This is a genomic window from Corynebacterium sp. MSK008 (genome assembly GCF_030232585.1).
Lineage (GTDB): Bacteria > Actinomycetota > Actinomycetes > Mycobacteriales > Mycobacteriaceae > Corynebacterium.
Genome location: NZ_JASPJX010000012.1, coordinates 14,068 through 39,401, shown reverse-complemented (window position 1 = coordinate 39,401; position 25,334 = coordinate 14,068). Strand labels below are relative to the sequence as shown.

Here is a 25,334-nt window from a genome sequence, read left to right as displayed (position 1 = left end):
GCGGTTGTCTCAGACGGGGCTACGCAGTAGCGCACCCCCGTTAGACAACCGCCCTTTAGCGCGTAATATCACCTAAGTTGTACGGCGCGCACTGGCGCGCCCTCCCGCCGCATAGGGGCGACTAGCTTCAAGCCTCGAGCCCCTCGCACAAGTGAAAGGGGGCTTGAAGCTATGCCGCCTCGTATTCCAATGCCGGGTCAACGTCCGAAGAAGGTACAACCCCCAACGCGTGGCATTCCGGTCCCCCTCGAGCGCCAGATCGACTTCTGCCGCGTGTTCGTGGACGGGAAGCGGCAGCCGGGCAACGTGCGCATGGCGCACGCGCTCGAGGTCGTGGAGCGCTACGAGAACGCGTTTGTGTGGCTGAGCCTGAAAGAGCCGTCCACGGAACAGATGGAAAAGATCGCGGAGATCTTTGACATCGAGGACCTCGTGGTCGATGACGTTGTGGACGCCCACCAGCGCCCGAAGATTGAACGCCACGACGAACAGTTGTTCATGGTCGTGCGTTCTGTGTCTTACCGTGACGATGAAGAGGTCGCGGATGCCCGTGAGATTATTTCCACCGGCGAGGTGCAGATGATTGTCAGCGAGAAATTCGCCATCACTATTCGCCACGGCGCGCACCTGCCGGATCTCACGCCCAAGATCGAGGAGGAAGAGGATCTGGCTGTGCTCGGTCCCACCGCAGTCGCTTGGGCAGTGTCGGACTATTTGGTGGACAACTACCTCAAGGTCACCGACCTGTTGGAAAACGATGTGGACGAGCTGGAGAACGAGGTGTTCACTCCCCGCCGCACCATCAACATTGACAAGATCTACACCTACAAGCGTGAGATCTTGGAGATGCGCCATGCGATCGATCCGCTCGCCCCTGCCTTGCGCAACGGGTTGACCAACAATAAGGATTTCATGCGTAAGGTTCTGCGCACGTACTTTCGTGACGTCCAGGACAACTCGACGATCGTCAGCGACCGCCTGTCCGGTTTCGACGAGCGTCTGACGTCGCTGCTCGATGCGTCGGTAGCCAAGATCACCATGCAGCAGAACTCGGACATGCGCACGATCTCCGCTGTGGTGGGTATGGCCGCGGTGCCGACGCTGGTTGCCGGTATTTACGGCATGAACTTCGAGGTGATGCCGGAGCTGGGCTGGCGCTACGGCTACCCGGCCGCGCTTTTGGTCATGCTTCTAGCCATTTCCGCGATGTGGTGGTGGTTCCGCAAGAACCACTGGCTGTAGCTAACTGCCCAGCACCATCAGCTTCAGGTTTGTTACGGCGGCCAGTTTTCCGCCGGCAGTCATCTCGACGCGCCACAAGTGCGTTCGCTTACCGACGTGCACGGGCTCGGCCACCGCACGAATCGTCTGGCCTTCCCGCACGCTGCCGAGCAGGTCTGTGTAGTTGCTCATCCCCACCGCTGGCTTCGCGCTCGCCGCGACCGCGGCGATGGAGGCCAGCGTCTCCCCGATCACACAGTAAAGCCCGCCGTTGACGATGCCGGTGGGCTGCAGGTGGCGTTGCTGAACCTCAAGTTCGCCTTCCAGGCGGTCCTTGGAGCAGTAAGTCAGTTTCAGCCCGAGAGTTTGGGCGAAGTCGAACTCGACGGAGTTGATGTACTCGAGCTCCTCGCCGCTCAGCGGGACCTCGATGACCTCTTGGTACAGGCGCAGATTCTTCTCCATTTCCATGCTGGCCAATCATACGGGCGAAAGCTGTCGCACCCCGCGTAGAATCCGGCGTATGACTGCAAATCGCAACGGTGACCAGCTTGCTCAAATCGGTGTTGTCGGCATGGCGGTGATGGGCTCCAACCTCGCCCGGAACTTCGCCTCCAAGGGCCACACGGTGGCCATTTTTAACCGCTCCCCGGAGAAAACCCGCGCGGTTGTCCAGGAGTTCGGCCACGAGGGCAACTTCATCCCCGCTGAGACGATTGAGGAGTTCGTCGCTTCGCTGGAGCGACCCCGCAAGGCCGTGATCATGGTTCAAGCCGGCGCCGCCACGGACGCAGTAATCGCTCAGCTCGTTGAGGCGATGGATGAGGGCGACATCATTATCGACGGCGGCAATGCCCTGTTCACGGACACCATCCGCCGCGAGCGCGAAGTCGCCGCAGCTGGCCGCCACTTCGTCGGCGCCGGCATTTCCGGCGGCGAAGAAGGCGCGCTGCGCGGGCCGTCCATCATGCCGGGCGGGCCGGTGGAATCCTGGGAGACACTTGGACCGCTGCTGGAGGACATTTCTGCGAAGGTGGACGGCACCCCGTGCGTGACCCACATCGGTCCGGACGGCGCCGGCCACTTTGTCAAGATGGTGCACAACGGCATTGAATACGCGGACATGCAGGTCATCGGCGAGGCGTACCACCTGCTGCGCTACGCCGCGGGCCTTGAGCCGGGCGAGATCGCCGACATCTTCACGGAGTGGAACAAGGGTGACCTGGATTCCTACCTCATTGAAATCACCGCCGAGGTGCTGCGCCAGGTCGACGCTCGCACCGGCAAGCCGTTCATCGACGTCATCGTGGACGCCGCCGGCCAGAAGGGCACCGGACGCTGGACAGTTAAAGAAGCACTGGATCTCGGCGTGCCCACCACCGCCATCGGCGAAGCCGTATTCGCCCGCGCCCTGTCTTCTGCGCTGGCGCAGCGCGAAGCGGCCCAGGAGGTCGGCTTGCCGTCGGGTGAGACGGAAACGTTGGGCACCGTAGGCGTCGATAAGCACTCGTTCATTGAAGACGTGCGCCGCGCTCTATACGCCTCGAAGCTGGTGGCGTACGCGCAGGGCTTCGACGAGATCAACGCCGGCTCCCAGGAGCACAACTGGGACATCAAGCCGGGCGATTTGGCGCGCATTTGGCGCGGCGGCTGCATCATCCGCGCGAAGTTCCTCGACCGCATCACCGAGGCTTACGAGAACGACCCCGAACTGCCGTCACTGCTGCTGGATCCCTACTTCAAGGGCGAGCTGGACAAGGGCCTGGTGGATTCCTGGCGCCGCGTAGTCATCACCGCGACCCAGCTGGGCCTGCCGGTGCCTGTGTTCGCATCCTCGCTGTCCTACTACGACTCGCTGCGCGCGAAGCGCCTGCCGGCTGCCCTGATCCAAGGCCAGCGCGACTTCTTCGGCGCCCACACCTACAAGCGCGTGGACATGGAAGGCACGTTCCACACCACCTGGTCCGGCGAGCGCGAGGAGCTGAGCTACTAGCTCGGCTACTCCCCCACGCCTGTCACCGCGTAGACTGCCCCGAATGACTACTTTCGCCGACCTCGGTTTGCCCCGGGCCATTGTTAACGTCCTGAGCAAGCAAGGCATAACGGAGCCCTTCCCCATCCAGGAGGCGGCGATTCCGGACGCGCTTGCTGGAAAGGACGTGCTGGGCCGCGGCCCGACAGGCTCCGGCAAAACCTTCACGTTCGGCCTGCCCATGCTGGCACGTCTTTCCGGCGCTCCGAGCACCCCAGGGCACCCACGCGGGCTGGTGCTGGCGCCGACGCGTGAGCTTGCCTCCCAGATCCGTGAACGCCTCGAGGACCCCGCGGCCGCACTCGGCCTGCGCGTGCTCGATGTCGTGGGAGGTGTGAACATCAACCACCACATCCGCTCGCTCGCCTCACCGGTGGACTTGCTGGTGGCCACCCCCGGCCGCGCCGAGGACCTGATCAACCAAAAGAAGCTGTCCTTCGACTCGGTGGAGATCGCCGCCTTGGACGAGGCCGACCAGATGGCGGACATGGGCTTTTTGCCGCAGGTGCGCAAGCTGCTGGACCGCACACCAAAGGACGGCCAGCGTCTGCTGTTTTCCGCGACTCTTGACGGGGACGTGGAAAAGCTCATCGCCCGCTACATGCATGATCCCGTCACCCACTCCACCGCCCCGGTGCAAGCGGCAGTTGACACGATGGACCACTACCGCCTCATGGTCGGCGGGCGTGAGGAGCGCAACGAGATCGCCCTGCAGATCGCCGCCCGCGAGGGCAAAACCATCATGTTTATGCGCACCAAGCACGGCGTGGACCGCCAGGTGAAGAAGCTGCGTCGCGCTGGCATCCACGCCCAGGGCCTGCACGGCGACAAGGGCCAGGGCGCGCGCACCCGCGCGCTGGAGGGATTCGCCGACGGCTCCACCCCGGTGCTGGTGGCCACGGACATCGCCGCCCGCGGCATTGACGTCGACGACGTCTCTTTAGTCGTGCACGTGGACCCGCCCGCGGAGCACAAGGCGTACCTGCACCGCGCCGGCCGCACGGCGCGTGCGGGCACGTCCGGCACTGTGGTCACGCTCGTGATGGACGACCAAGCCAAGGAAGTCGCGCAGCTTCTGCGCAAGGCGGGCGTGGACGCGCCCGAGGTCAGGGTGGCTCCCCTGTCGGAATCCTTGGTTACAATCACCGGTGCACGTAATCCGGAAGGCGCGCCGCTTCCTCCGCCGGGCCAGCCCCAGCGCTCGAAGAAGCCCACCGCCTCCGGTAACCGCAAGGCGGGCGGCAACCGGAGCCGCAATGCAAACCGCAACGCCAGCCGTGGCAGTGGCGGCAACCGCAACCGCGCCAGCCGCGGGGACCGAAGTCGAAGGAGTAACGGCCGCTAAGGCACAGACCACCACCCATGGACCTACTGCTTTCCGTTCTCGCCCTGCTGGCGTTCGTGGTGCTCACGGCATCAACCGGGCTTTTCGTCGCAATCGAATTCGCCATGACAGGCTTGGAGCGCTCCACCATTGACGCCCACGTCAAAGAGCGCGGCGACAGCACGGCACGTGCGATTGCGCGCGACCACGCAAACCTCTCCTTCGTGCTCTCTGGCGCGCAGCTGGGCATCACGGTGACTACTCTGGCCGCCGGCTTCCTGGCGGAACCGGTGCTGGGCAGGTTTTTCACCCCGGCACTCGAGTTCGTCGGTCTTTCCGCGAACGCGTCCACAACCGTCGCGCTCATCCTCGCCCTGATTGTTGCGACGTTTCTGTCCATGGTGTTTGGCGAGCTGGTGCCGAAAAACGTCGCCATCACGGACCCGTTAAACACAGCCCGCGTAGTAGTGCCCCCCGTGCACTACTTCAACACGGCGACTAAGCCGTTCATCCTGTTTCTCAACACCGCCGCGAACTGGGTGGTGCGAAAGATGGGCATCGAGCCTGCCGACGAGCTCGCGTCCGCCCGTTCCTCCCAAGAGCTGGGCGCGATGGTGCGAAACTCCGCCGAGGCTGGCGGTCTGGATGCTGCAACTGCGGCGGTGATCGACCGCTCGTTGCGCTTCGGCGAGACCACGGCTGAAGAGGTGATGACACCGCGGTCCACCATCGATTCTTTGGATGCCGACGACACTGTCGCGGACCTGATCACCCTTGCGCGCCAAACGGGCCACTCCCGCTTCCCGGTGCGCCGCGGCGACTTGGACGACACGCTGGGCGTGGTCCACATCAAGGACGCTTTTTCGGTGCCGCACGAGTTCCGTTCCACGACGAAGCTGGCCTCATTGGCGCGACGTGTGCCGTTCGTGCCGGGCACCCTCGACGGCGATTCGGTGCTCAACCGCGTGCGCTCGGCCGGATCTCAGGTGGTGTTGGTGGCCGACGAGTACGGCGGCACACAGGGCCTGGTCACCATCGAAGACCTCGTGGAGGAAATTCTCGGCGAGGTGTACGACGAGTACGACGACCAGGACAGCGAAAAGGACTTCACCCGGTTCGGTACCTCCTGGGAGGTTGCGGGCTTGGTGCGCCTGGACGAGTTGGAGGAACGCACCGGGTTCACTGCGGTGGACGGCCCCTACGAAACCCTCGGCGGGCTGATCATGGCCACGCTAGGTCGCATTCCTGAGCTCGGCGACGAAGTTGTGCTGCGCACCGCCTCAGCAGCGAACCTCCAGGAAGAACTCCAGTCCGGCGGTGCCGGTCACTGGCTGGCCCAAGTATCCGAGATGGACGGCCGCCGCATCGACCGCGCCCTGCTGCGTCCGATTCCCCCTGAACACGAGACCGGAGAGGCGGTGGAGGCCAAGTGAGTATTTGGCTAGCAGTACTGCTCATCGTCGCGCTGCTCGGCGCCAACGCGTTTTTCGTGGCCGTCGAGTTCGCCCTCGTCTCCTCGCGCAAGGACCGCCTGGAATCGCTGCTCGCGCAGGGCAAGACCAAGGCCGAGGGCGTGCTTTACGCCACCGAGCACCTCTCCATCTACCTCGCCGGCGCGCAGTTCGGCATCACCGTGGCGTCGCTGATTCTGGGCAAGGTGGCCGAGCCCGCCATCGCCTCCTACATCGAGGCGCCGTTTATGGCCCTGGGCATGCCCGCGGACCTGCTGCACCCGGTCGCGTTCATCATCGCCCTGCTCATCATCTCGTTTCTGCACATCCTCTTCGGCGAGATGGTGCCGAAGAACCTGGCCATCGCCGGACCGGAGAGTATGGCCATGTGGCTGACCCCGGCGATGACGCTATGGATGAAGCTCACGCGCCCTCTGCTGGAGTTCCTCAACTGGGTCGCGCGCAAGACGCTACTGCTGTTCGGCATCGAGCAGCGCGACGAGCTGGAATCCACCGTGGACCAGGAACAGCTGGCCAGCATGATCCAGGAGTCGCGCGAGGAAGGCCTGCTCGACGCCGAAGAGACGGTGCGCCTGGCCAAGGCGCTGCGCCAGGATTCCCGCCAGCTCAAAGAAGCGATGATCCCGCCGGCGCAGGTCACCACAATCCCGTACGACCCGCGCGGCATCCGGCTTTCCGTCATTGAACAGGCTGTGCAGGACACCGGGTACTCCCGCTTCCCCGTGCGCATCGACGCCAGCTCGCTCGCCGGCTACGTTCACGTCAAGGACATTCTGGACCTCATGGAATTCCCGCAGGGCGACCCGCGTGTCTCGCTCAAGCGCATCCGCCCGCTTTCCACCATCGAAGCCACCCAGTCCATGGACGACGCACTCGCCCAGCTGCACCGCCGCTCCGCCCACATGGCGGAGGTGCACGACAACGGCAAGCTCGTCGGCGTGGTGGCCCTGGAAGACCTCATCGAGGAATACGTGGGCACGGTCTCCGACTGGACGCACGAGGGCGAATAGTGCAGGTGCTCACGCCCAAGGAGTACCTGCCGCGCATCGAGGCGCACGCCGCTCGCGCCGAGCGGTGGACCGCACCTAGGGTGGCGCGCCGGGCGCGCGGCCAGTACCACCCCGTATGGGACTTCCTCTTCGATTACTACCCGCAGCGCCCCGCCCACCTGAAGCGGTGGCACCCGGGTGTCGGCGTCGCACTCGAAGACGCTGACTCACTCCCCCACGCCAGCTGGCGCGACTATGTCTGTAAGGAGGGCACGGTGCTTCTCGACGTCCACCGGTTCCTCACCCACCGCAGAAGCGACGTGGAGGAGGCGGAGGCGATCCTTCGGTCCGTCGATACGCGCGAAGCCCACTTCGACTGCTTCGGCATGCACGAGTGGGCGATGGTGTACCGCACCGACAACCCGCGTCACAGCCTGCCGCTGCGTTTAGGGCCTGAGGGCACGAACGCAGTGGTGGAGGCGCACAACGTCAAGTGCACGCATTTCGACGCCTTCCGGTTTTTTACCCCGGCGGCGCGGCCGCTGAACCTCACGGTGCTCACGCGCGAGGGGCAGCCTGACAACGACCAGGCGGGTTGCGTGCACGTGAGCATGGACCTGTACAAATGGGCGATGAAGCTCGGCCCGCTCGTGCCCGGTGAGCTGCTCATGGACTGCTTCGAGCTCGCCGCAGATGCCCGCCGGCTGGACATGGAGGCCTCCCCGTACGACTGCCGGAGCCTAGGTTTCGGTGTGGTGGCGGTGGAAACACCCGAAGGCAAAGCGGAGTACGTGGCCAGGCAGCGCGAGCTCAGCCGCCGCGCACAACCGCTGCGCCAGCGGCTTGTCGCGGTCATCGACGCCGCCTATGACGGCTAGACTCGAAGACGGTTTTCACTCGTTCGATCGATAAAGGCGGCGATTCCGGTGGCGAAGCACGCAAGCGGCAAAAACAACTACAGGCTGTCCGGAGAGCTCATCGCTTTACTGGTGGTGCTGGCGCTGATCGCGGCGGCCGTGATCTGGTGGTTATCCAGCCGCGGCGACGATGCGGAAGGCGCACAGGTAAAGGCTGAGGACTGCGTCGCAGGTGAGCTCGTGCTACCTGTCGCGGCCTCCGACAAGGGCGCGGGCCAAGCGCTTGTGGACGCCTACGGCGAATCCGCCCCCGTCGTCCGCGACTACTGTGTGAAGCCCCAGCTGGTGGATTCTGTCGCCGATGCCGCGGTGTTTGTCGCGCCGAACACGGCGGTGACCCACCAGTCGCTAGAAAGCGCCGGCCGCACGCCCGCCGTGTCCGACGCGCAGCCCGCCTACAGCGAGGCCGTCGGCGTGGCCGGCAAGGACGAGGTCAAGCTCGAAGACCTGACCGTGGATAAGGTCCGCTTCCCCGTCTCCGAGGAATCGGCCGCCTCCGCCCTGGTGGCTTCGCAGGTGGCGGGCAACGACAACGACGCCGTGCAGGCACTGACTGACCAGCGCATCGGCAGCGCCGACGAGCTCAACGCGGATGCCGGCGAGTACCTCGCCACCGCCGAGGACGCGGTTCCGGAGGGTCTGCAGTTCACCCCGGTCGGCGCCGACGCCGTCTACACCGCGTTCCCGCTCAACCAGAACGAGAAGGTTGACGAGAACCAAGCCCGCGCCGGCCAGGACTTCGCCCGTTTTGCCTCCGAGCACTTCGAGGGCTCCGAAAAGGACCAGCCGGCGGTCTCCGATCTGGTGTGGGCCGCTGCCCTGCCTGCCGGCGGCGAAGCCATCACCGCGGACGCGAAAGAGGGCGGCGACGCCCAAAACGCCACCGATGCGGACAAGGCGGCGGACGGAGCCGGTTCCAACGCCGCCGCCCTGCAGCCCGAGAACACCCTGTTCCTCCTGGACACCTCGGACGCGATGGCCCCGTACATCCAGCCCGCGAAGGACGCGATCGCGAACACCGCCCTTGAGCTCGGGGGCCAGGGCAAGCAGGTCGGCCTGTGGAACTACTCATCCCCGCTGAACCCGGGTGTGGTGGTTGGCTACCGGCAGAACATCACGGTCTCCCCCGACGCCGACTCCGTTGCCGTGGCCGTGCGCCGCTTCCTCACCGGCGGTGTGCCCCAGACCCGCCAGGCCGTCGAGGCAGCCGCGGGCGCCTACGGCGCTGGCGAGGCAAAAACCCGCGTCGTCCTGGTCACCACTGGCACGGCAGATGCCAGCGACGACCAGGCCTTCGAAGATGCAGTTCGCGGTGCCGCCGGCGACAAGGTCGAGATCACCGTCGTGCGCGTCGGCGAGGGCGAAGCGGACCAGGCGGTCGAGGCCCTTTCCGCGAAGACCGTGGACGCGAAGCAGGCCGACGCCATCGAGAGCGCCGTAAAACAGGCTTCCGGGCTGTAAGCGTCGGCCGGCTCCCCTTCCAGCCACAGACCCTGGGAGGCACACCCTGGGAGCGTGTGGAAATCGAGCGAACCCAGGCTCTGCCTCCCAGGGTCTGTGGGGGCGGGAGCACAGAAGAAGGCCCGGGCTGGTGGGAGTGATCCCAGCCCGGGCCTTGGCGCTTGTGGTGCCTAGGAGGTCTTGCGACGGCGGCGGTCCGCCAGCTCGTCGAAGCCGATGACGTTGTCTGCGCCGTCGTCGATCACGCGTTCCGACGGGAACGCGGAGATGGTGCCGGTCAGTTCCTTCATGATCTGCGGCACGGCGATGCCGAACACGCCTTGGCCGCCGCCGAGGAGGTCGATGATCTCCTCATTGGAGCGGCACTCGTAGACGGTCACGCCGTCGGAGACGAGGGTGATCTCGGCGATGTCGGAGACGCCGCGGTCGCGCAGCTTATCCACTGCGAGACGAATGTTCTGCAGCGAAATACCGGTGTCGAGCAGGCCTTTGACGATCTTCAGGACCAGGATGTCCTTGAAGGAGTACAGGCGCTGAGAGCCGGAGCCCTTGGCGCCGCGGATGGACGGGCGCACCAGGCCGGTGCGTGCCCAGTAGTCGAGCTGGCGGTAGGTGATGCCGGCGACTTGGCAGGCGATTGGTACGCGGTAGCCGACTTCGTCGGACGGGCCGACGTCGAAAAGCGATTCCTGCACAGCGTCGAACAGGCCGTCCTGATTGTCCTCGATGATGCTCACGTAATTACTCCCATGAAAGTTAGCTCGAAGCCTAATGACTATTAAAGAGTAAGCATACGGAGCTGGTCAATAGTCACATGCGTAACACGCCGAAACCCTCAAGGAATACTTGAGGGTTTTACCCCTCCTTGGGGTTACCCTCCCCCAAGTCGGAGTCCTCCACTCCGAGGTTGCGCATCAAGGCCTCGAAGTCTGCATCAGCCTGGGGGTCGCCGCTGGCGGAGGCGGATTCATCCGTGAAGTTTTCGATTTCGATCTCGGCCTGCAGGTAACGCTCGGCGTCCTCCTGGGACAGAAACACCGACGCTTGGGCTGCAACCGTGTCATCGACAGTCAGCTCCATGTCCAGCTCACTGGCCAAAAGCAGCGCGTCGGACGCTCGCAGGTCGATTTCGGTGCCGCCGTAGATGGTCAGGGTGGCCATAAAGGTGCCGTCTACGTAACTGGACAGCTCAAGGCTGTCCGCGCTGTTGGTGGAGGTACGGATGAGCTCGGCGATTGCGTCGACGGGACGCGGGCGGTTCGGAGCCCACCCGTCCAGGCGCATGGCCAGCTCAGCGCCTTCCATCGGCGGCAGCCACACCGGAATGCAGCGCCCGTTCGTGGGGCGCTGCAGCAGCGCGCACAGGAAGTTTTCCGGGCCGACCGGAAACACGCCGATGAGGTTGACGGCCTCCATTAGCTCCCCAGCTGCTTGCGCAGCTCGTTTTTCACCAGCGACGCGTGCAGGGACACGACCAGCGCGGACATCTGCTGGCCGATCTCCTCGGCCTTCTGCTTCGCGGTGACCTTGCCGGACTTCGACACCGGCTCAGCAACCTGGTTGATCATGTCCGCCTGACGCGCAGCCGCGGTACGCAGTGTCTTCAGGTGGCGGGCATCGAAGCCGAACTCGGACAGCGACAGTGCGGTGGTGACGGTTCGAACGTCGTCAGCCGTGAACAGACCAGCAGCATCCGGGGTGATCAGGCCGACCTTGATGTACTCCTCCACCGTGGACGGATCCGCTTGAGCCTGCTCGGCCACGTCCGTGTCGGTCAGCTGCGTCGCCGCGGGCGCACGGAAGTTCTCCGGGGAGATCATCGGCTCGGACTCGCCGGCGGTAAGGATCGCGGTGACGTGACCTGAATCCATCGCCTCAAGCTGCTCGCGAATGACCTTCAGCGGCAGGTAGTTGTCGCGCTGGGTGACCAGGATGTAGCGCAGACGCTCCACATCCTCCTCGGTGAAGCGGCGGTAGCCGGAGGCGGTGCGCTGCGGCGTGATCAGCCCCTCGGACTCGAGGAAGCGGATCTTGGAGACGGTCACGTCCGGAAACTCGGTGCGCAGACGCTCAAGCACCACGCCGATGGACATCGTTTTCGCGGTCTTGGTTGCCTTGGCGGCCTTCGCCGGCTTCGCGGAAGTAGCGGCTGGTGCCGTCTGACGGATTGCGCTCACGTGATCGAACTCTTCTCTAACTAGTTGCCGGCGGTGATGAAGACCAGACGGAATTTACCAATCTGGATTTCGTCGCCGTTGGTCAGCTCCTGGGAGTTGCGCGGCTCGCGGTTGACGTAGGTGCCGTTGAGCGAGCCCACGTCCACGACTTCGTAGCCGCCGTCGTTGCGGCGGAACTCTGCGTGACGACGGGACACGGTCACGTCGTCGAGGAAGATGTCCGCCTCCGGGTGGCGGCCTGCGGTGGTGGAATCCTGGTCCAGCAGGAAGCGTGCACCCGCGTTCGGGCCGCGCTTGACTACGAGGAGTGCCTCCCCATCCGACAGCTGGTCCGCACCGGCGGCGGAGTCCGCAGACGTCGCAGCTCCGGACTCCATCTCCTTGAGCAGGTCTGCGCGGAATACCGAGGTGGTTTCGACCTGGTTCTGCGGCGTGTTGTCGCTCATGGGTAACTCCTGACTTTCGAGTCGTGGTTGAGATCTCTCGCCATAATAGCGTCCGGCTCGCCCGAAGGGGCGGCTACCGGATAATGCCTAGCGGAAAATGTTGCCGATTCCGGAAATCACCGAGTTGCCCGAGCCCGCCAGCGGGTTGTCGGAAACCATGTATGTCCACGTCGCGCTCGGGCGCTTCCACCCTGCGTCTGCCAGGTGTGCGCCATTCGTGTCGATGTCCACAGAGTTGAATGTTTCTACCGCCGCGGCGACCGCCCGGTTGGCCAGGTCCTTGAATTCGCGCACGGCGATGCGGTGGTATTCGTCGATCGGCGTTTCGCGGGCGATGGCGCGCAGGTGGATGGATTCGCGGACATCGTCCATCAGCGCCAGGTGCTCGGACCACTCTGCGTCGAGGTGGAACAGCATGATCTCCCGGGCGGCTTGCTGGAGCACGTCCTGCGGCAGGTGCGAAAGTTCACCGGCGCGCTGCGGGGAGCGTTCGGATAGCTCGCGCCACGCGATGTCTGTGTCCAGCAGGGCCGCGCGGCGCTCGTCCAGAATGTCGCGGTGGTCCGCTAGCAGCTTGTTGTACTTCCAGGTCTGGGAGTGGATCTCCAGCAACTGGCCTTCGGTGACGCGCTGGCAGTGCTCAATGAAGCTCTGTGCGCGGTTACCGGTGATACGTCCGTCCGGCTCCGGCTGGGCGGAGAACTGCTCGCCGTCGCCGCCGGAGGTGACAATGTCGTCGTCGAGGGAAACGAAAAACACACTCAAGCCCGGGTCACCCTGGCGGCCGGCGCGTCCGCGCAGCTGGTTGTCCAGACGCGCCGTGCGGTGCCGGGCCGTGCCGATCACCGCCAAGCCGCCGAGTGAAGCGACCTTGTCGTGGTCGCTCTCGTCCGCGCCGCCAAGGCGGATGTCTGTGCCGCGGCCCGCCATCTGCGTGGAGACGGTCACCCGCCCCACGTCACCGGCCTCTGCGATGATGCGCGCTTCCTCCGCGTCGTTTTTCGCGTTGAGCACGTTGACCGCGATGCCGCGGGCCTGAAGCGCTTCCGCCAGCGCCTCGGACTCTGCCACGTCGTGGGTGCCCACGAGCACCGGCTGGCCGGTGGCGTTGATGTGCGCGATCTCGTCGACGATCGCCGAGTTTTTCTCCTCCATCGTGGCGTAGATCCGGTCGGCCTCGTCGAAGCGCTGCAGCTCGTTGGCGCGGTCGATCACGGACACATGCAGGCCGTAGAAGCTGCGCAGCTGGTCGGTCGCCTCCACGGCGGTGCCGGTCATGCCGCATACCAGCGGGTAGCGGCGCATGAGCGCCTGCAGGGTGATGGAGTCCAGGATGCGTCCGCCCTCGGAGACATCCAACCCCTCCTTGGATTCCACCGCAGCTTGCAGTCCGTCGGGCCAGCGCTGCAGCTCAGCCACTCGCCCGCGGGAGGCGTCCACAAGCGCGACCTTGCCGTCGTCGACGATGTAGTGCACGTCCCGGATCAGCAGCGCCTTCGCGTGCAGCGCCAGGTTCACACGAACGAGAGTGGTGCCGATGTGCTCGTCAGAGTACAGCGAGTCGATGCCCAAGAGCCGCTCGATCTTCGCCGCGCCGTCGTCGGTGAGGAAGGCGTTTCGCCCGTCCGCGTCGATGGTGTAGTCGGTGTCCTCGTCCAGCTTCGACACGGCCTCGGTGATCTGGCCGGTGGCCTGCTTCGATCCCTCGGAACCGGCGAGCACAAGCGGCACGAGTGCTTCGTCCACAAGCACGCTGTCGGCCTCGTCGACCAGCGCGACGTCGGCAGGCAGCTGCACCGTCTGCTCACGGGAGGTGATCTGGTTGTCGCGCAGGTGGTCGAAGCCAATCTCGGTCACCGGGGCGTAAATGACGTCGCTGCGGTACGCCGCGACGCGCTCTTCGCGTGTCGACGACTCCGTGACCGCCGCCACCGACAACCCGAAAAACTCGACGAGCGGGCGCATCCACTCCGCGTCGCGCGCGGCCAGGTAGTTGTTCACCGTGATCAGATGGACGCGCTTGCCTTGCAGCGCGAACCCGGTGGCAGCCATCGCGCCGACGAGCGTTTTGCCCTCGCCGGTAGCCATCTGGATCACGTCGCCCTCCAGCAGGCGCAGCACAGCCTGGTTCTGCACCTCAAACGGCGTCATGCCCAGGGTGCGCTGGGAGGCGACGGACAACCCGGCCAAAAAGCGCGGCTTGTCGGCGATGGCACCGTCGCGCACGGTGGAGGCGACTGCGGAGGCGAGCGAAGCATCGTCGAGAAGCGAAAGCTCCTCGATTAACCCGTGCGCGTTGGCGACAACGGCTTTCGACTTCTTGTTGTTGCGCTCCGTGGTGGAGCCCATGGCCTTCCAGAACCAGTCAAACTTGCCCATAAGGGCTAAGAATAACGCCAACGTGCCAAACAGTTGGTGCGACGATTAGTCTTGCAGCGAAAGTAACCGTTGCGTTGAACCGCCGAGCCGCAGGAGGAAACGGCTACCCATGCTGTCTATGAACGTGAAAGTCCCGTCGTCCAAGGGCCACATGATGGCTGCGACCATCGACCGCCCCGACGGACCCGCGCAGGCCTACGCCATTTTCGCCCACTGCTTCGCCGGCTCCCGCCACACGCCCGGTGCCTCCCGCATCTCCAAGCGGCTGACGGAGCACGGCATTGCCACCCTGCGCTTCGACTTCCCCGGCCTGGGCCAGTCCGAGGGCGACTTCAGGGACACCTCGTTTTCCGAGAATGTGGACGACATCGTCGCCGCCGCCCTGTGGCTGGAGGAGAACTACAAGGCTCCGCAGCTGCTCATGGGCCACTCCCTGGGCGGCGCCGCCACGCTGAAGGCCGCCACCCGCCCGGAGCTGAAGAAGATGATTAAGGCGGTGGCCACCGTCGGCGCACCGTTCGACCCGGCGCACTCGGTGCTGCACTACGCCCACGCCATCGGTGAGGCGGACGCGAACGGCTCGGTCGGCGTGGTGCTCGGCGGCCGCGAGCTGACCATCTCGCGTGAGTTCCTCGAGGATCTGGCTGAGACCAACCCGGAGGAGTACCTGCCCAAGCTGCGCAAGCCCTTGCTTGTCGTGCACTCGCCTATCGACGTCACCGTCGGCATCGACAACGCCCAGAACATTTTCTCCCTGGCTCGCTACCCCAAGTCCCTGATGGCCTTGGACAAGGCGGACCACCTGCTCACCCGCCAGGGCACCGCGCAGCGCGCCGCGGACATCATCGGTTCCTGGGCGCAGCAGTACATCCAGCCGCTGTTCGTCCCCGCGAAGACCACGGACACCAACGCTGTGTCCTACTCCGCGCGCGGCACGAAGTACGGCGACGTGGTGCGCACCTCCGACCGCGCGATCACCACCGACCGCTCCAAGAACACCGGCGGAAAGGGCCAGGGTGTCACCTCCACCGGCCTGTACATGTCCGCGCTCGCCGTCAGCTGTTCGCAGGCGGTGCGTGAGGCGGCCAAGGGCATGCAGCTTGACGACGTCCGCGTGGAAGTCAACCACAACGGCGACGGCACCTTCACCCGCCTGATCACCCTCTACGGCGATCTGACCGACGAGCAGGTGGAAACCCTGCGCGCCGCCGGCGCGTCCTCCACCGTGGACGGTTACGTGGAAAAGGGCGAGATCGAAACGACTGCGGAGACCGCCTCGCTTGAACGCCGACGCCGCCAGAACAAGCTCCACCGCGCGGAGCGCCTGGGCAAATAATGGCTGAATCCGGGTTGTGGGCGGACGTGCGGGGCTTGTGCCCCTGCGGGCAGGGCCTGCCGTACGAGGCGTGCTGCGGGCGCTACGTCGACGGCGCCGCTGCGGCGCCCACCGCTGAGGCGCTGATGCGCTCGCGCTACACCGCCTACGTGCGCGGCGCGGGCTCCTATATCGCGGAGACTTGGGCCGATGAGACGCGGCCGACGGATCTGGCCGTGGACCCGTCCGGCGAGCCGTTTACCCGGTTGCAGGTGTTGGACACCGCTGGTGGCGGGCCTTTCGACGCCGAGGGCGTCGTCGAATTCGCCGCCCACCACCCCGGCGGCGTGATGCGGGAGCGCTCCCGCTTCGAGCGCCGCGCCGGGCGGTGGATCTACGTCGACGGCGTGGTCCGCTAACCCTTGGGTGTCAGCGGTGGCTGTCTGGTGACCTGCCGGTTTTGGGTCCGTATGACATTGCTGTAATATTTGCGCAGTTACCGTTTAGGTAGCGGATCGGGCTGTGGCGCAGTTTGGTAGCGCACCACACTGGGGGTGTGGGGGTCGCAGGTTCAAATCCTGTCAGTCCGACAATGTCTCGAGACATCGTTCCTACGGTGCCTCGAGATTTTTCGTTGTCAGGAGTGGAACGAACCAGACCTCAAGCCGAGACCGCCTGCAAACCCCCAGGTCGCGACCGCGCTTGAGGTCCGGTTGTGCGCTGAGGTCTGGTTATTTTTGAGCCACGCTCGGGGTCGGGGTTTCTCTTTGCCTAATCGATAGGTGCCACTCGGATCTGGTTCCCGTCGGGATCGGCAACCATGAACGTCGTTCCGAACACGTCCTGGTGGGGTTCTTTGATGACGTGGACCCCCTTGCCAGTCCAGGCCTGGAACACGTCCATGACTTCTTCCCCGTTGACGTTGAGGCACACTTCGGTGGTGCGTGCGGGAGCGTCTGCAAGCACTTCGGAGTTCCCAGTCCACAGTGCGAGAGTCACACCGTCCGCCAAAGCGAACGTCACATAGCGGGGTGAAACAAAGTCGGTTTCCAGCTCCAGGAGGTCTGAGTAGAATTCGACCGATCTATCAATGTCGGTCACGTAAACGATGAAGACGATTTCGCGGTTCATTTGGGCACCCTTCTCCTTCTGAATGAACTGTAATCCCACAGACTACTCAAATATGAAAGAATATGGCCATGAGTACGTCACAAATGGGTAGCCGTCGAACCCCCCGCGCGGTCGAAGGTGGGCTCATAGAGATCGGCAAAGATCTGCAGCGCTGGCGCCGCCTCAACCGTCTCACCATCGAGCAGGCTGCGTACCGCGCCGACGTGAGCGTGTCCACGTTGCGGCGCTTGGAGCAAGGCCACGGCGCGACGTTGGAAAACTTCCTCCGGGTATGCCGTGCGTTTCAACTGCTTGACCGGGTGAGAGACGCGGTTGATCCGATGGAGCACGATCGCGGTCGGGCTTTGATTGAACAGATGATCTAACGATGGCACCCACGTCAATCCACATCTGGACGGAGATCGAAGACCGCAAGCTCTCTGTCGCAACCTATTTTCCGCACCAGCACGGTGGGACGCTCGAGTACGAAAAGGAGTGGATACAACTTCCAGGCGCGTACGCGATCAGCCCTGCGCTTCCCCTTCACGGCGGAAAGCACATTGCGTGACTTCGGCGACGATTTCACTGTGGACTGTTACGCAAGCGAGTCCCGCTCCACCGGCACCAAACCGTTCGCCGCCCGCCGGCCCAGCTCCACGTAGTACGCCGCGTGCCTCAACCGCGCCTCAAAGGTGTCCGGCTCGAGCGTTCGCTTCACCTTTGCCGGCACACCAGCGGCAAGAGAGAACTCCGGCAACTGCTGGCCTTCGAGCACCACTGCCCCGCCGCCGACGATGCTGCCCTTGCCCACGTGCGACCGCGACAGCACCGTCGCGCTCATGCCGATCAGGCAACCGGGTTCGATGTGGCAGCCGTGCACCATGGCCAGATGTCCAATGGTCACGTCGTCTTCCAGCACCGTTTGACCGTCCGTGTCCACGTGCAGCACGGAGCCGTCTTGGACGTTGACGCGGTTGCCAATGCGGATCGCGCCCACGTCACCGCGGATGACCACGCCGGGCCAGATGTTCGCGTCCTCACCGATGGTCACGTTGCCGATGATGGTGGCCTCGTCGGAGATATACGCCGAGGGGTGGATCTGCGGTGTTTTGCCTTCAAAGCTGTAGATCATGTGCACCATTGTGCCTGCGCGGCTACTCGACGGCACGCGGCGCTCAGCACACCACGCGCAGGGTGCCCGGCATGACGTCGAAGGTGACAGCGCTGACGGCACCGGCGGCATCGCCGTCTAGCTCGAGCTGCTCGGGCTCCGAAAACTCGAGCGTGATCCGGCGGCCCTCGAGGTACTCCATGGTCGGCGGCAACGACGCTGGCGGCCGCAGCTGCGCTTCGCTGGGCAAAAGCGCGTTGATGCCGCCGCGGACGGTGTCCAGCGCGAGCTTGCCGCCGATGCCCGCCCAGTCGGCGACGTCTTCGGCACGCAGCACCACGGCGTCGAGGACCCCGTCGTCAGGCAGTGCGTCCGGCAACAGCGGGATCCCGCCGACAAGGTCGCTGCAGTTGCCGACGATGCAGGTGTGCACGGAGGTGGTGACCGTGGGATCGCCGTCAAGTGTGATGTCCACGTCTACGCTATTGCCGCCGCCGAGCGATTGGAACACGGCCGGAACGTACGCGAGCGGCCCGACCGCGGCCTTGAGGCTTTCGCGGGTGCGGTGGATCATGCCGGCATCCGCGCCGACACCGGCCATGACGGCGAAGCCGGAGTGCTCGGTGCGGCCGTCGGGGTAGACCATCTCCACTCGGCAGAGGTCGATGAGCCGGTCAGTGCCGGAAAACGCCCGGTGCACCGCCGCCTCCAGTAACAGCGGCACGCCCAGGTTGCGCGCGAGCATGTTGCCGGTGCCCGCCGGCACAATCGCCATGGGAGTCTTGGAACCGGACACGGCAAGCGCGACCATGCGCACAGTGCCGTCGCCGCCAGCGGCAATGATCAAGTCCGCGCCCTGTTCGAGCGCGCCGACAGCCTGGGAAAACCCGGGCCCCTCGGTGCTCGTTGCCGCCCACTCGATCTCCGCGCCCTCCCAGGCGTAGCGCTCCACGGCGCGGCGCAGGCGTTCCAGGTGGACTTTCACGGGGTTGTACACCACCGTCACCCGGGGACTAGACGCGACATTCACGCGCCTCATGGTAGCCGTGCCTGGCCCATCTGCGCCGCACCGCGCAGTTACGACAACCCGACGCCGAAGAATTCCAGCAGCGTGCGGGTGGCAAACCCCTTGGACACCAGCCCTGTGTTGTCGGAGGTGCCGCCGGGCCACACGTGCGGTCCGCCCTCGATGCGGTAGTGCGACAGCGCGGCGTCGCAGTCGTCCCAACTCAGCTTCGTCACGGTATGCGACAACTCGACGTCTTCGCTGCGTCCCGCGCAGTGGTTGCGCAGCGCCGCTTCTTCGAGCATCTCGGGTGTGGAGTTGTACACCGTCGCGTGACGCTCGCCGCCGTCGTAGGAGATGATCGGGTCGGCGGTGCCGTGAATGTCCACATGCTTCATCGGGATACTGGAGCACCCAGAGGAGACGCGCTGGTAAAACGCGCCGGCCACGGTGGCCACGCCGCTGAACTCCTGCGGGCGCTGGCAGCCCACAAACGCCGCGAAGCCGCCGCCGTTGGAAAACCCTGCGGCGAAGATCCGGGTGCGGTCGATGGCGTATTCCCCCTCCAGCTGATCGAGCACATCGTCCACGAACGCGAGGTCTTGCTCTCCGGTTGTCTCCGCGTACGGGGCAGGCGCCCAGGCTTCGCCGACGCCGTCCATGAACGCCACAACCGCGTCCGCTTTATCCAGCTGCGAGTGCTGCCGAAGCCGCTCCGCGTCTTCTTTGTAGCCGTGGAACACCAGGATCAGCGGCAGCCGGTCGCGCTGCTTCGCGCCCCGCGGCACCGACAGGATGTAGTCGCGTTTCAGCCCCGCCGAGGTCACCTGGCGGCGCTCAACGGCCGGGTCCGACCAGGGTTCCACTTCCCGGACGATGTCCTCGGGCGCATCCGGCTGCGTGGTGATCGCGGTGCGCAGCCGCGCCGTGTCATCCGCGCACCCTGCGACGCTCAAGCAGGTTGCAGCCAAGCTGATTGAAGCCGCGGCGCGGATCACTGGGCGGTAAAACACGCAAGGTAGATTAGACCATCGTGCACGCGAGCGGAACACAGCCAGGACCCAGCAAGAAAGCTGGCCCCACGTTCAGGGATTCCGCGCACCGCAGCGGCGCAGCCGAGGCATTTGACCGCGACGCAACCCGCTACGACGCCGCCCGCCCCACCTACCCCGCCGCGCTCGGCGAGCTGGTCGGCCCCGGCACCGTCTGCGACGTCGGTGCAGGCACCGGCAAGTTCACACAAATGCTTTGCGACGATTCACGTTCCGTGCTCGCCTGCGACCCCAGCGGCGACATGACCCGGGTCTTCCACGCGGTGCTTCCCCAGGTGCCCGTGTGGCGCGCGACCGCCGAAGCGACCGGACTCGCAGACGACTCCATCGACGCGCTGACGTGCGCGCAGACCTGGCACTGGGTGGATGTGCCCGCCGCAAGCCGAGAAGCGGACCGCGTGATCCGTCCCGGCGGCCGCCTCGTGCTGTGCTGGAACACGCTGGCCGTGCGCCACCCCTGGGTGCTGAGGCTCAGCCGCATCATGCACTCCGGAGACGTGCAGCGCGAGGGCTTCTACCCGGAGGTCGCCTCCCCCTGGCAACTGAAGAACGAATTGCGCCAGGAGTGGCTCCACCCCATCGCCGTCGAGGACTGCTTCGAACTCATGGCCACCCGCTCCTACTGGCTGAAAGCGAACGAGCGCACCCACGCCAGGATGGAGGCGAACCTGACCTGGTACCTCTACGAGCGCCTCGGCTTCGACCCCGGCGACACCCTCCCGCTGCCGTACCGCACCGACGCGTTCGTCTACGAGCGCGCCTAGCCGGCGCGGTTGTGCTCGACCCCGAAGAACTCCAGGATCGCGTCCGTAGCGTCCACGCCGCGCCGGGCAGCCCACGGTCCGGTGGGCCATTCGTGGCCCATCCCCTCCACAGCGATCAGCTCGGCACGGGCGCGGTCGCCGTTGCGTCGCTCAAACGCCGCCACCACGTCGGGTGCGCCATAGGTGGTGTCGTCTTCTGCACCGCTGTACGGGGAGCGCTGTTCGCCGGCAAACGGCACCACGTCGTCGAAAGTGCCGTGGATGTTCAAGTAATCTAGGGGCTGCGCTGCGGCGAGTTCGTCCGGGGTGGCGCGCACAGCTGCCGCGACGGTGGCCACGCCTGCGAGCCCAAGGTCGGTCAGGCTCAGGTGCACTGCCAGTCCCCCGCCGTTGGAAAAGCCTGCCAGGTAGGTGTTGGTGGTGGCGAGGGTGGACCGGAGGTCGTCGATAAGCGCGCGCACAAACGCCGCATCCTCGTCGAACGTGGTCCGCGCGTACGGCGCAGGCGACCACGCGAGGCCCGCACCCGTGGGCGCGGCAACGATGGCGCGCGCCCTATGCAGGCCGGTCCCGGCGAGGAAATCGCGGCCGTTGTCGCCCTTGCCGTGCAGCGCGACAATCACCGGCAACGCGCCAGTTGTGTTTGCCGGAACGGAAACGTGGTAGGTGCGCTCCACGCCGCCGATATTCACAGAGCGCTGCAGCATTGGCCTAGCCCTTCTTCCCGCGGCGCTCGCGCACGCGCACCGCAATGCGCACCGGTGTGCCGTGGTAGCCGAACTGCTCGCGGAATTTACGCTCCAGGTAACGGCGGTACCCGCCGTCGAGGAACCCGGTGGTGAACAGCACGATTGTCGGCGGACGAGTGCTGGCCATCGTGGCGAACAGCAGCTTCGGCAGGCGGTTGTTCTTCATCGGAGGCGGGTTCGCCGCAATCGCCTCGCGCAGCCAGTTGTTCAGCTGGCCGGTGGAGATGCGCTTATCCCAGTTCTCCAGCGCCTCCTTCATCGCCGGCTCCAGGCGGTGCAGGCCGCGGCCGGTATCGGCGGAGATGTTCAGCTTGGTCACCCACTTGAGCTGCCCCATCGTCTCGTCGAATTCGCGGTCGAAGTCTAAGCGTCGGTCCTCGTCCATCAGGTCCCACTTGTTAAAGCAAATGACCATCGCCTTACCGGCTTCCAGCACCATGGAGATCACGCGCTGGTCCTGCTCGGAGATTTCCTCCGAGGCGTCGATGAGCACGACGCACACCTCAGCGGCTTCGATGGTGCCGCGGGTGCGAAGCGACGCGTAGTACTCGTGGCCCTGGGCGTTCTTCACCTTCTTGCGCAGGCCGGCGGTGTCGATGAAGGTCCACAGGTCCTCATCCAGCTGCACGAGCTCATCCACCGGGTCCACAGTGGTGCCGGCGACGTTATCCACCACCGAGCGGTCGGACTTGGTCAGCTTGTTCAGCAGGCTGGACTTGCCCACGTTAGGCCGGCCCACCAGCGCCACGCGGCGCGGGCCGCCGGTAATCGATTCCTTCACACGCGGCTCGTCCGGGAACAGGCGCATGATCTCGTCGAGCACATCCGCGCCGCCGCGGCCGTGCAGCGCAGACACCGGCCACGGGTCGCCCAGGCCGAGCGCGTAGAACTCGGCCACGTCGCCCCACTGGCTGTCGGACTCGAACTTGTTCGCCACCAGGATCACGGGAACCTCGGAGCGCTGCAGGTTGCGGGCCATCACCGCGTCCGTCTCGGTCACGGCGGTCTTGGCGTCCACCACCATGACGATCACGTCGGAGGTGGCCATCGCGGCCTCCGCCTGGCGTGCGATGGCGGCGTGGATGCCCTTCGCGTCCGGGTCCCAGCCGCCGGTGTCTTGCACCCAGAAGCGGCGCCCGCCCCAGTCGGTGATGTAGCTGACGCGGTCGCGCGTGACACCCGGGTGGTCCTCCACCACGGCCTCGCGGCGGCCGATGAAGCGGTTCACCAGCGAGGACTTGCCCACATTCGGGCGGCCAACGATAGAAACCGTCGGCAGCGCCTCGGTGACCACGTCGGGCTGGGCGATGCCGTACTCGGCCTCGAGCTCGGCCCACTCTTCCTCGGTCAGCTCGTCGTCGGAATCGTAGCCCTCGCCGAAGTCGGCCTCGCCGAACTCGGACTCATCAATGCCAGCTTCCTCGAAGCCCTGCAGGTCCGCTTCAGCGTTGAAGTCCTTGTTCTCGTAGTACTCAGCGCTATCGGCGCCGACCACGTACGCATCCATGTCCGTATAGCCGGACCGGTCGATGCCAGGCTGGATAAACTGCGTTTCCGGCTCGAGGCGCTCGCCGTTGTTGTTGCGCTCGCTCATCGCGCGCTCCTTTCCACGACCTCAGTCAGTGCCGCTAGGACCTCGTCCGGCGTCATCTCGGAGGTGTCCACCAGCACCGCGTCATCCGCAGGCTTGAGCGGGCTGGTCGCGCGGGAGGAATCTGCGTCGTCGCGGCGCTGCACGTCCGCAAGCACTGCGTCGTAGTCAGCCTCGCGCCCCGCCGCGACGTCCTGGTCGTAACGGCGCTTCGCGCGCACCTCGGCGCTTGCCGTCATAAACACCTTCGCAGGCGCGTCCGGAAGCACGACCGTGCCGATGTCGCGGCCTTCCACGATCGCGCGTCCGGCCTCGCGGGCGAGCTTGCGCTGCAGCTTCACCAAGTTCACGCGCACCTCGGGGACGGCGGAGACGGCCGAGACGTGCTTGGTCACCTCGGAGCCGCGGATCTCTGCCTTGACGTCCTCGCCGGCAAAGAGCACCTCGGTGGAATCCGGGTCATCGGAGACCTCCAGCGGCAGGTCCGCAGTCGCCTCGATCACCTTCGCGGTGTCGACCGGGTCAACTCCCGCGCGCAGCACAGCCAAGGTGGCAACGCGGTACATCGCCCCAGTGTCCACGTACTTCGCGTCCAGACGCTTCGCCAACGCGCGGCACATGGTGGATTTCCCGGTGCCCGAAGGCCCGTCCACAGCCACAATGAGCCCGCCGTTTTCCATGTTGGAAAGTGTGTCAGCCATTTACATCCCCACCGCCTTGTACAGCGATGCCAGCTCGGAGGAGTTCAGCGCGCGCATGGAACCCGGCTTCATGTCGCCGAGCTGGACCGTGTGGAACTTCGTGCGCACCAGGCGTTGCACCGGGTACCCGGCCTGCTTTAGCATGCGGCGCACGATGTGCTTGCGGCCCTCGTGCAGCTCCACGCGGATGATGGACTGGCCGTTGTGCACGTCCACTACCTGCGCGTAATCGACCGTCGCCGGGCCGTCGTCAAGCTCGATGCCCTCTTTGAGCTGCTTGACCACAGCATTGTTGGCCTCACCGAGCACCGTGGCCAGGTAGGTCTTGGACACTTCGTACTTCGGGTGCGTCAGGCGGTTGGCCATCTCGCCGTCGTTGGTGAGCAACAGCAGCCCCTCGGTGTCTGCATCTAGGCGGCCGACGTGGAACAGGCGCTGGCCGGACGCCGTGCGCTCCGCGAGGTAGGAGCCCACGGAGATGCGGTCCATCTCGTCCTTCATGGTCGAGTGCACGCCGCGCGGCTTGTTGAAGACGAAGTACTCGTGCTCCTCGTTGACGTTGATGCGTGCGCCGTCGACGCGGATGATGTCCACGTTCGGGTTCACACGCATGCCCTGGCGCATCACGATCTCGCCGTTGACCTCGACTCGGCCTTGCTCGATCATCGCCTCTGCGTGACGACGGGAAGCTACGCCCGCTTGCGCGAGCACCTTCTGCAGGCGAACCCCTTCGGATGCCGCCTTCGCTGCGGCCGGGTCGTCGTCCCACCAGTTATCGTCCAGCGGGTTCGGTTGGTTCTTCGCGGCGTTTTGGCGCCTCTTGTTCAGGCGGACATTCTGTTTCTTAGCCGGCTTGGCGTAGGAGATGTAGAACGTATCGTCCTTCCCACGCTTATCCGGTGTGCCATCTCGGCGAGCGGGTGGTGTCATGCCCCGGGATTCTACCAGGCATCCTCGATGGAATCGATGTCCGGAAGCAGCGGCGCAAGCTCCGGCAGGCGTTCGAGAGAATCGATGCCGAGCAGCTCCAAAAACAGCTCGGTGGTGACGTAGCGGTGCGCGCCGTGATCCGGCACGTCCTCCCCGGCCTCGCCTGGATCCACCTCCGCGATGAGACCACGCAGCGCGAGCGTGCGCATCACGCCGTCCACGTTCACACCGCGCACGCCGGCGACCTGCGCACGGGTGACCGGCTGGCGGTAGGCCACCACCGCGAGAGTTTCCATCGCCGCGCGCGACAACTTTTTCTGCGTGCCGTCCAGAAGGAACGCCTCCACCGCGTCGGCGTTTTCGGTGCGCGTGTAGAAGCGCCAGCCCTCCGCCGTTTCACGCAGGTCGATGCCGGAGCCGCGCTCGTCCAGCTCACGGGCAAACTCGCGCAGCTGGTCGGATACTTCTTCGCTGGTGGCACCGAGCGCGCTTGCCAGCTCCTCGACTGCGACGGGCGCGTCGATAACCAGCAGCACCGACTCGATGCGCGAGCGCAGCTGGGAGACCATGGGCAAGCTATCCATGCT

26 protein-coding genes and 1 tRNA gene are annotated in these 25,334 nt (G+C 65.4%); 12 read left to right on the top strand and 15 right to left on the bottom strand.

All coding sequences use genetic code 11. From position 1 onward, the window contains the following. Positions 1 to 171: 171 nt before the first annotated feature. Positions 172 to 1,242, top strand: coding sequence for a magnesium and cobalt transport protein CorA (locus tag QP996_RS10040; RefSeq protein WP_284872490.1), 1,071 nt, complete (start codon positions 172 to 174; stop codon positions 1,240 to 1,242). Here QP996_RS10040 and QP996_RS10035 read toward each other — a convergent pair whose 3' ends face one another. Then, positions 1,243 to 1,692, bottom strand: a complete 450-nt coding sequence (locus tag QP996_RS10035; RefSeq protein ID WP_284872489.1) for a PaaI family thioesterase — start codon at positions 1,690 to 1,692, stop codon at positions 1,243 to 1,245. Between the two features lie 52 nt (positions 1,693 to 1,744). On the opposite strand from QP996_RS10035, the gene gnd reads away from it, so the two are divergent. The 6 genes from gnd to QP996_RS10005 are packed head-to-tail and all read left to right on the top strand — an operon-like array spanning position 1,745 to position 9,416. Then, a complete protein-coding gene (gnd, locus tag QP996_RS10030) occupies positions 1,745 to 3,214 on the top strand; it encodes an NADP-dependent phosphogluconate dehydrogenase (protein WP_284872488.1) in 1,470 nt (489 codons plus the stop codon). 43 nt (positions 3,215 to 3,257) lie between these two features. Further along, positions 3,258 to 4,598, top strand: a complete 1,341-nt coding sequence (locus QP996_RS10025; protein ID WP_284872487.1) for a DEAD/DEAH box helicase — start codon at positions 3,258 to 3,260, stop codon at positions 4,596 to 4,598. A gap of 17 nt (positions 4,599 to 4,615) precedes the next feature. Continuing rightward, the gene (locus tag QP996_RS10020; RefSeq protein ID WP_284872486.1) at positions 4,616 to 6,010 is read left to right on the top strand and encodes a hemolysin family protein; all 1,395 of its coding nucleotides are present in this window, start codon (positions 4,616 to 4,618) and stop codon (positions 6,008 to 6,010) included. Further along, complete coding sequence (locus QP996_RS10015; RefSeq protein ID WP_284872485.1) at positions 6,007 to 7,059, top strand: hemolysin family protein; 1,053 nt, start codon at positions 6,007 to 6,009, stop codon at positions 7,057 to 7,059. The genes QP996_RS10020 and QP996_RS10015 overlap by 4 nt, the downstream gene beginning before the upstream one ends. After that, complete coding sequence (locus tag QP996_RS10010) at positions 7,059 to 7,916, top strand: 3-methyladenine DNA glycosylase (RefSeq protein WP_284872484.1); 858 nt, start codon at positions 7,059 to 7,061, stop codon at positions 7,914 to 7,916. The genes QP996_RS10015 and QP996_RS10010 overlap by 1 nt, the downstream gene beginning before the upstream one ends. Before the next feature lie 48 nt (positions 7,917 to 7,964). After that, positions 7,965 to 9,416, top strand: a complete 1,452-nt coding sequence (locus QP996_RS10005; protein ID WP_284872483.1) for a vWA domain-containing protein — start codon at positions 7,965 to 7,967, stop codon at positions 9,414 to 9,416. A 170-nt stretch (positions 9,417 to 9,586) separates the two neighbouring features. On the opposite strand, the gene QP996_RS10000 is transcribed toward QP996_RS10005, so the two are convergent. From QP996_RS10000 to secA2, 5 genes are all read right to left on the bottom strand, one after another. Next, the gene (locus QP996_RS10000) at positions 9,587 to 10,144 is read right to left on the bottom strand and encodes a MerR family transcriptional regulator (protein WP_284872531.1); all 558 of its coding nucleotides are present in this window, start codon (positions 10,142 to 10,144) and stop codon (positions 9,587 to 9,589) included. 127 nt (positions 10,145 to 10,271) lie between these two features. Beyond that, positions 10,272 to 10,832 (bottom strand): bifunctional nuclease domain-containing protein, encoded by a 561-nt coding sequence (locus tag QP996_RS09995; protein ID WP_284872482.1) that lies wholly within the window; start codon positions 10,830 to 10,832, stop codon positions 10,272 to 10,274. Next, positions 10,832 to 11,593: a transcriptional regulator FtsR gene (ftsR, locus tag QP996_RS09990; RefSeq protein WP_284872481.1), complete on the bottom strand. Its 762-nt coding sequence runs from the start codon at positions 11,591 to 11,593 to the stop codon at positions 10,832 to 10,834. The genes QP996_RS09995 and ftsR overlap by 1 nt, the downstream gene beginning before the upstream one ends. A 20-nt stretch (positions 11,594 to 11,613) precedes the next feature. Beyond that, on the bottom strand, positions 11,614 to 12,039 hold the full coding sequence (gene odhI, locus QP996_RS09985; RefSeq protein ID WP_070473817.1) for an oxoglutarate dehydrogenase inhibitor Odhl: 426 nt from the start codon (positions 12,037 to 12,039) through the stop codon (positions 11,614 to 11,616). Between the two features lie 87 nt (positions 12,040 to 12,126). Then, entirely contained in the window at positions 12,127 to 14,418 is a 2,292-nt protein-coding gene (secA2, locus tag QP996_RS09980; RefSeq protein ID WP_284872480.1) for an accessory Sec system translocase SecA2, read from the bottom strand. Positions 14,419 to 14,527: 109 nt separating this feature from the next. On the opposite strand from secA2, the gene QP996_RS09975 reads away from it, so the two are divergent. The 3 genes from QP996_RS09975 (at position 14,528) to QP996_RS09965 (ending at position 16,323) form a co-directional block, all read left to right on the top strand. Beyond that, positions 14,528 to 15,754, top strand: coding sequence for a bifunctional alpha/beta hydrolase/OsmC family protein (locus QP996_RS09975; RefSeq protein ID WP_284872479.1), 1,227 nt, complete (start codon positions 14,528 to 14,530; stop codon positions 15,752 to 15,754). Beyond that, the gene (locus tag QP996_RS09970; RefSeq protein WP_284872478.1) at positions 15,754 to 16,152 is read left to right on the top strand and encodes a YchJ family protein; all 399 of its coding nucleotides are present in this window, start codon (positions 15,754 to 15,756) and stop codon (positions 16,150 to 16,152) included. Before QP996_RS09975 ends, QP996_RS09970 begins: the two co-directional genes overlap by 1 nt. 97 nt (positions 16,153 to 16,249) lie before the next feature. Then, a tRNA-Pro gene (locus QP996_RS09965) sits at positions 16,250 to 16,323 on the top strand. Positions 16,324 to 16,504: 181 nt separating this feature from the next. Here QP996_RS09965 and QP996_RS09960 read toward each other — a convergent pair. Continuing rightward, positions 16,505 to 16,864, bottom strand: coding sequence for a VOC family protein (locus tag QP996_RS09960; RefSeq protein ID WP_284872477.1), 360 nt, complete (start codon positions 16,862 to 16,864; stop codon positions 16,505 to 16,507). Positions 16,865 to 16,932: 68 nt separating this feature from the next. On the opposite strand from QP996_RS09960, the gene QP996_RS09955 reads away from it, so the two are divergent. Next, positions 16,933 to 17,229: a helix-turn-helix domain-containing protein gene (locus QP996_RS09955; RefSeq protein ID WP_284872476.1), complete on the top strand. Its 297-nt coding sequence runs from the start codon at positions 16,933 to 16,935 to the stop codon at positions 17,227 to 17,229. Positions 17,230 to 17,438: 209 nt separating this feature from the next. Here the strand turns inward: QP996_RS09955 and QP996_RS09950 are convergent, their stop codons facing one another. From QP996_RS09950 to QP996_RS09940, 3 genes are read right to left on the bottom strand one after another with little or no spacing between them, the layout of a single operon-like run. Next, positions 17,439 to 17,975, bottom strand: a complete 537-nt coding sequence (locus QP996_RS09950; RefSeq protein ID WP_284872475.1) for a gamma carbonic anhydrase family protein — start codon at positions 17,973 to 17,975, stop codon at positions 17,439 to 17,441. A gap of 43 nt (positions 17,976 to 18,018) precedes the next feature. After that, complete coding sequence (locus QP996_RS09945) at positions 18,019 to 18,984, bottom strand: diacylglycerol/lipid kinase family protein (protein ID WP_284872474.1); 966 nt, start codon at positions 18,982 to 18,984, stop codon at positions 18,019 to 18,021. Between the two features lie 47 nt (positions 18,985 to 19,031). Further along, positions 19,032 to 19,973, bottom strand: a complete 942-nt coding sequence (locus tag QP996_RS09940; protein ID WP_284872473.1) for a CE1 family esterase — start codon at positions 19,971 to 19,973, stop codon at positions 19,032 to 19,034. Positions 19,974 to 19,993: 20 nt separating this feature from the next. Between QP996_RS09940 and QP996_RS09935 the strand changes: the two genes are divergently transcribed. Next, on the top strand, positions 19,994 to 20,776 hold the full coding sequence (locus QP996_RS09935) for a class I SAM-dependent methyltransferase (protein ID WP_284872472.1): 783 nt from the start codon (positions 19,994 to 19,996) through the stop codon (positions 20,774 to 20,776). Here the strand turns inward: QP996_RS09935 and QP996_RS09930 are convergent. Genes QP996_RS09930 through scpB form a run of 5 tightly spaced genes read right to left on the bottom strand, consistent with a single transcriptional unit; the run spans position 20,773 to position 25,331 of the window. Beyond that, positions 20,773 to 21,483 (bottom strand): CE1 family esterase, encoded by a 711-nt coding sequence (locus QP996_RS09930; protein WP_284872471.1) that lies wholly within the window; start codon positions 21,481 to 21,483, stop codon positions 20,773 to 20,775. The genes QP996_RS09935 and QP996_RS09930 overlap by 4 nt on opposite strands. A 4-nt stretch (positions 21,484 to 21,487) precedes the next feature. Then, positions 21,488 to 23,119: a ribosome biogenesis GTPase Der gene (gene der / locus QP996_RS09925; RefSeq protein WP_502870224.1), complete on the bottom strand. Its 1,632-nt coding sequence runs from the start codon at positions 23,117 to 23,119 to the stop codon at positions 21,488 to 21,490. Continuing rightward, entirely contained in the window at positions 23,116 to 23,817 is a 702-nt protein-coding gene (cmk, locus tag QP996_RS09920) for a (d)CMP kinase (protein WP_284872470.1), read from the bottom strand. Before cmk ends, der begins: the two co-directional genes overlap by 4 nt. Further along, complete coding sequence (locus tag QP996_RS09915; protein WP_284872469.1) at positions 23,818 to 24,747, bottom strand: pseudouridine synthase; 930 nt, start codon at positions 24,745 to 24,747, stop codon at positions 23,818 to 23,820. Positions 24,748 to 24,758: 11 nt separating this feature from the next. Then, positions 24,759 to 25,331: an SMC-Scp complex subunit ScpB gene (scpB, locus tag QP996_RS09910; protein ID WP_284872468.1), complete on the bottom strand. Its 573-nt coding sequence runs from the start codon at positions 25,329 to 25,331 to the stop codon at positions 24,759 to 24,761. Positions 25,332 to 25,334 lie beyond the last annotated feature (3 nt).

Excerpts from the sequence above, each read along its gene's own strand:
- QP996_RS10040 (WP_284872490.1), top strand. The coding sequence starts at position 172 with ATGCCGCCTCGTATTCCAATGCCGGGTCAACGTCCGAAGAAGGTACAA.
- QP996_RS10035 (WP_284872489.1), bottom strand. The coding sequence starts at position 1,692 with ATGGAAATGGAGAAGAATCTGCGCCTGTACCAAGAGGTCATCGAGGTC.
- gnd (WP_284872488.1), top strand. The coding sequence starts at position 1,745 with ATGACTGCAAATCGCAACGGTGACCAGCTTGCTCAAATCGGTGTTGTC.
- QP996_RS10025 (WP_284872487.1), top strand. The coding sequence starts at position 3,258 with ATGACTACTTTCGCCGACCTCGGTTTGCCCCGGGCCATTGTTAACGTC.
- QP996_RS10020 (WP_284872486.1), top strand. The coding sequence starts at position 4,616 with ATGGACCTACTGCTTTCCGTTCTCGCCCTGCTGGCGTTCGTGGTGCTC.
- QP996_RS09995 (WP_284872482.1), bottom strand. The coding sequence starts at position 10,832 with ATGGAGGCCGTCAACCTCATCGGCGTGTTTCCGGTCGGCCCGGAAAAC.
- odhI (WP_070473817.1), bottom strand. The coding sequence starts at position 12,039 with ATGAGCGACAACACGCCGCAGAACCAGGTCGAAACCACCTCGGTATTC.
- secA2 (WP_284872480.1), bottom strand. The coding sequence starts at position 14,418 with ATGGGCAAGTTTGACTGGTTCTGGAAGGCCATGGGCTCCACCACGGAG.
- QP996_RS09975 (WP_284872479.1), top strand. The coding sequence starts at position 14,528 with ATGCTGTCTATGAACGTGAAAGTCCCGTCGTCCAAGGGCCACATGATG.
- QP996_RS09970 (WP_284872478.1), top strand. The coding sequence starts at position 15,754 with ATGGCTGAATCCGGGTTGTGGGCGGACGTGCGGGGCTTGTGCCCCTGC.
- QP996_RS09960 (WP_284872477.1), bottom strand. The coding sequence starts at position 16,864 with ATGAACCGCGAAATCGTCTTCATCGTTTACGTGACCGACATTGATAGA.
- QP996_RS09955 (WP_284872476.1), top strand. The coding sequence starts at position 16,933 with ATGAGTACGTCACAAATGGGTAGCCGTCGAACCCCCCGCGCGGTCGAA.
- QP996_RS09950 (WP_284872475.1), bottom strand. The coding sequence starts at position 17,975 with ATGATCTACAGCTTTGAAGGCAAAACACCGCAGATCCACCCCTCGGCG.
- QP996_RS09930 (WP_284872471.1), bottom strand. The coding sequence starts at position 21,483 with ATGCTGCAGCGCTCTGTGAATATCGGCGGCGTGGAGCGCACCTACCAC.
- der (WP_502870224.1), bottom strand. The coding sequence starts at position 23,119 with ATGAGCGAGCGCAACAACAACGGCGAGCGCCTCGAGCCGGAAACGCAG.
- cmk (WP_284872470.1), bottom strand. The coding sequence starts at position 23,817 with ATGGCTGACACACTTTCCAACATGGAAAACGGCGGGCTCATTGTGGCT.
- QP996_RS09915 (WP_284872469.1), bottom strand. The coding sequence starts at position 24,747 with ATGACACCACCCGCTCGCCGAGATGGCACACCGGATAAGCGTGGGAAG.
- scpB (WP_284872468.1), bottom strand. The coding sequence starts at position 25,331 with ATGGATAGCTTGCCCATGGTCTCCCAGCTGCGCTCGCGCATCGAGTCG.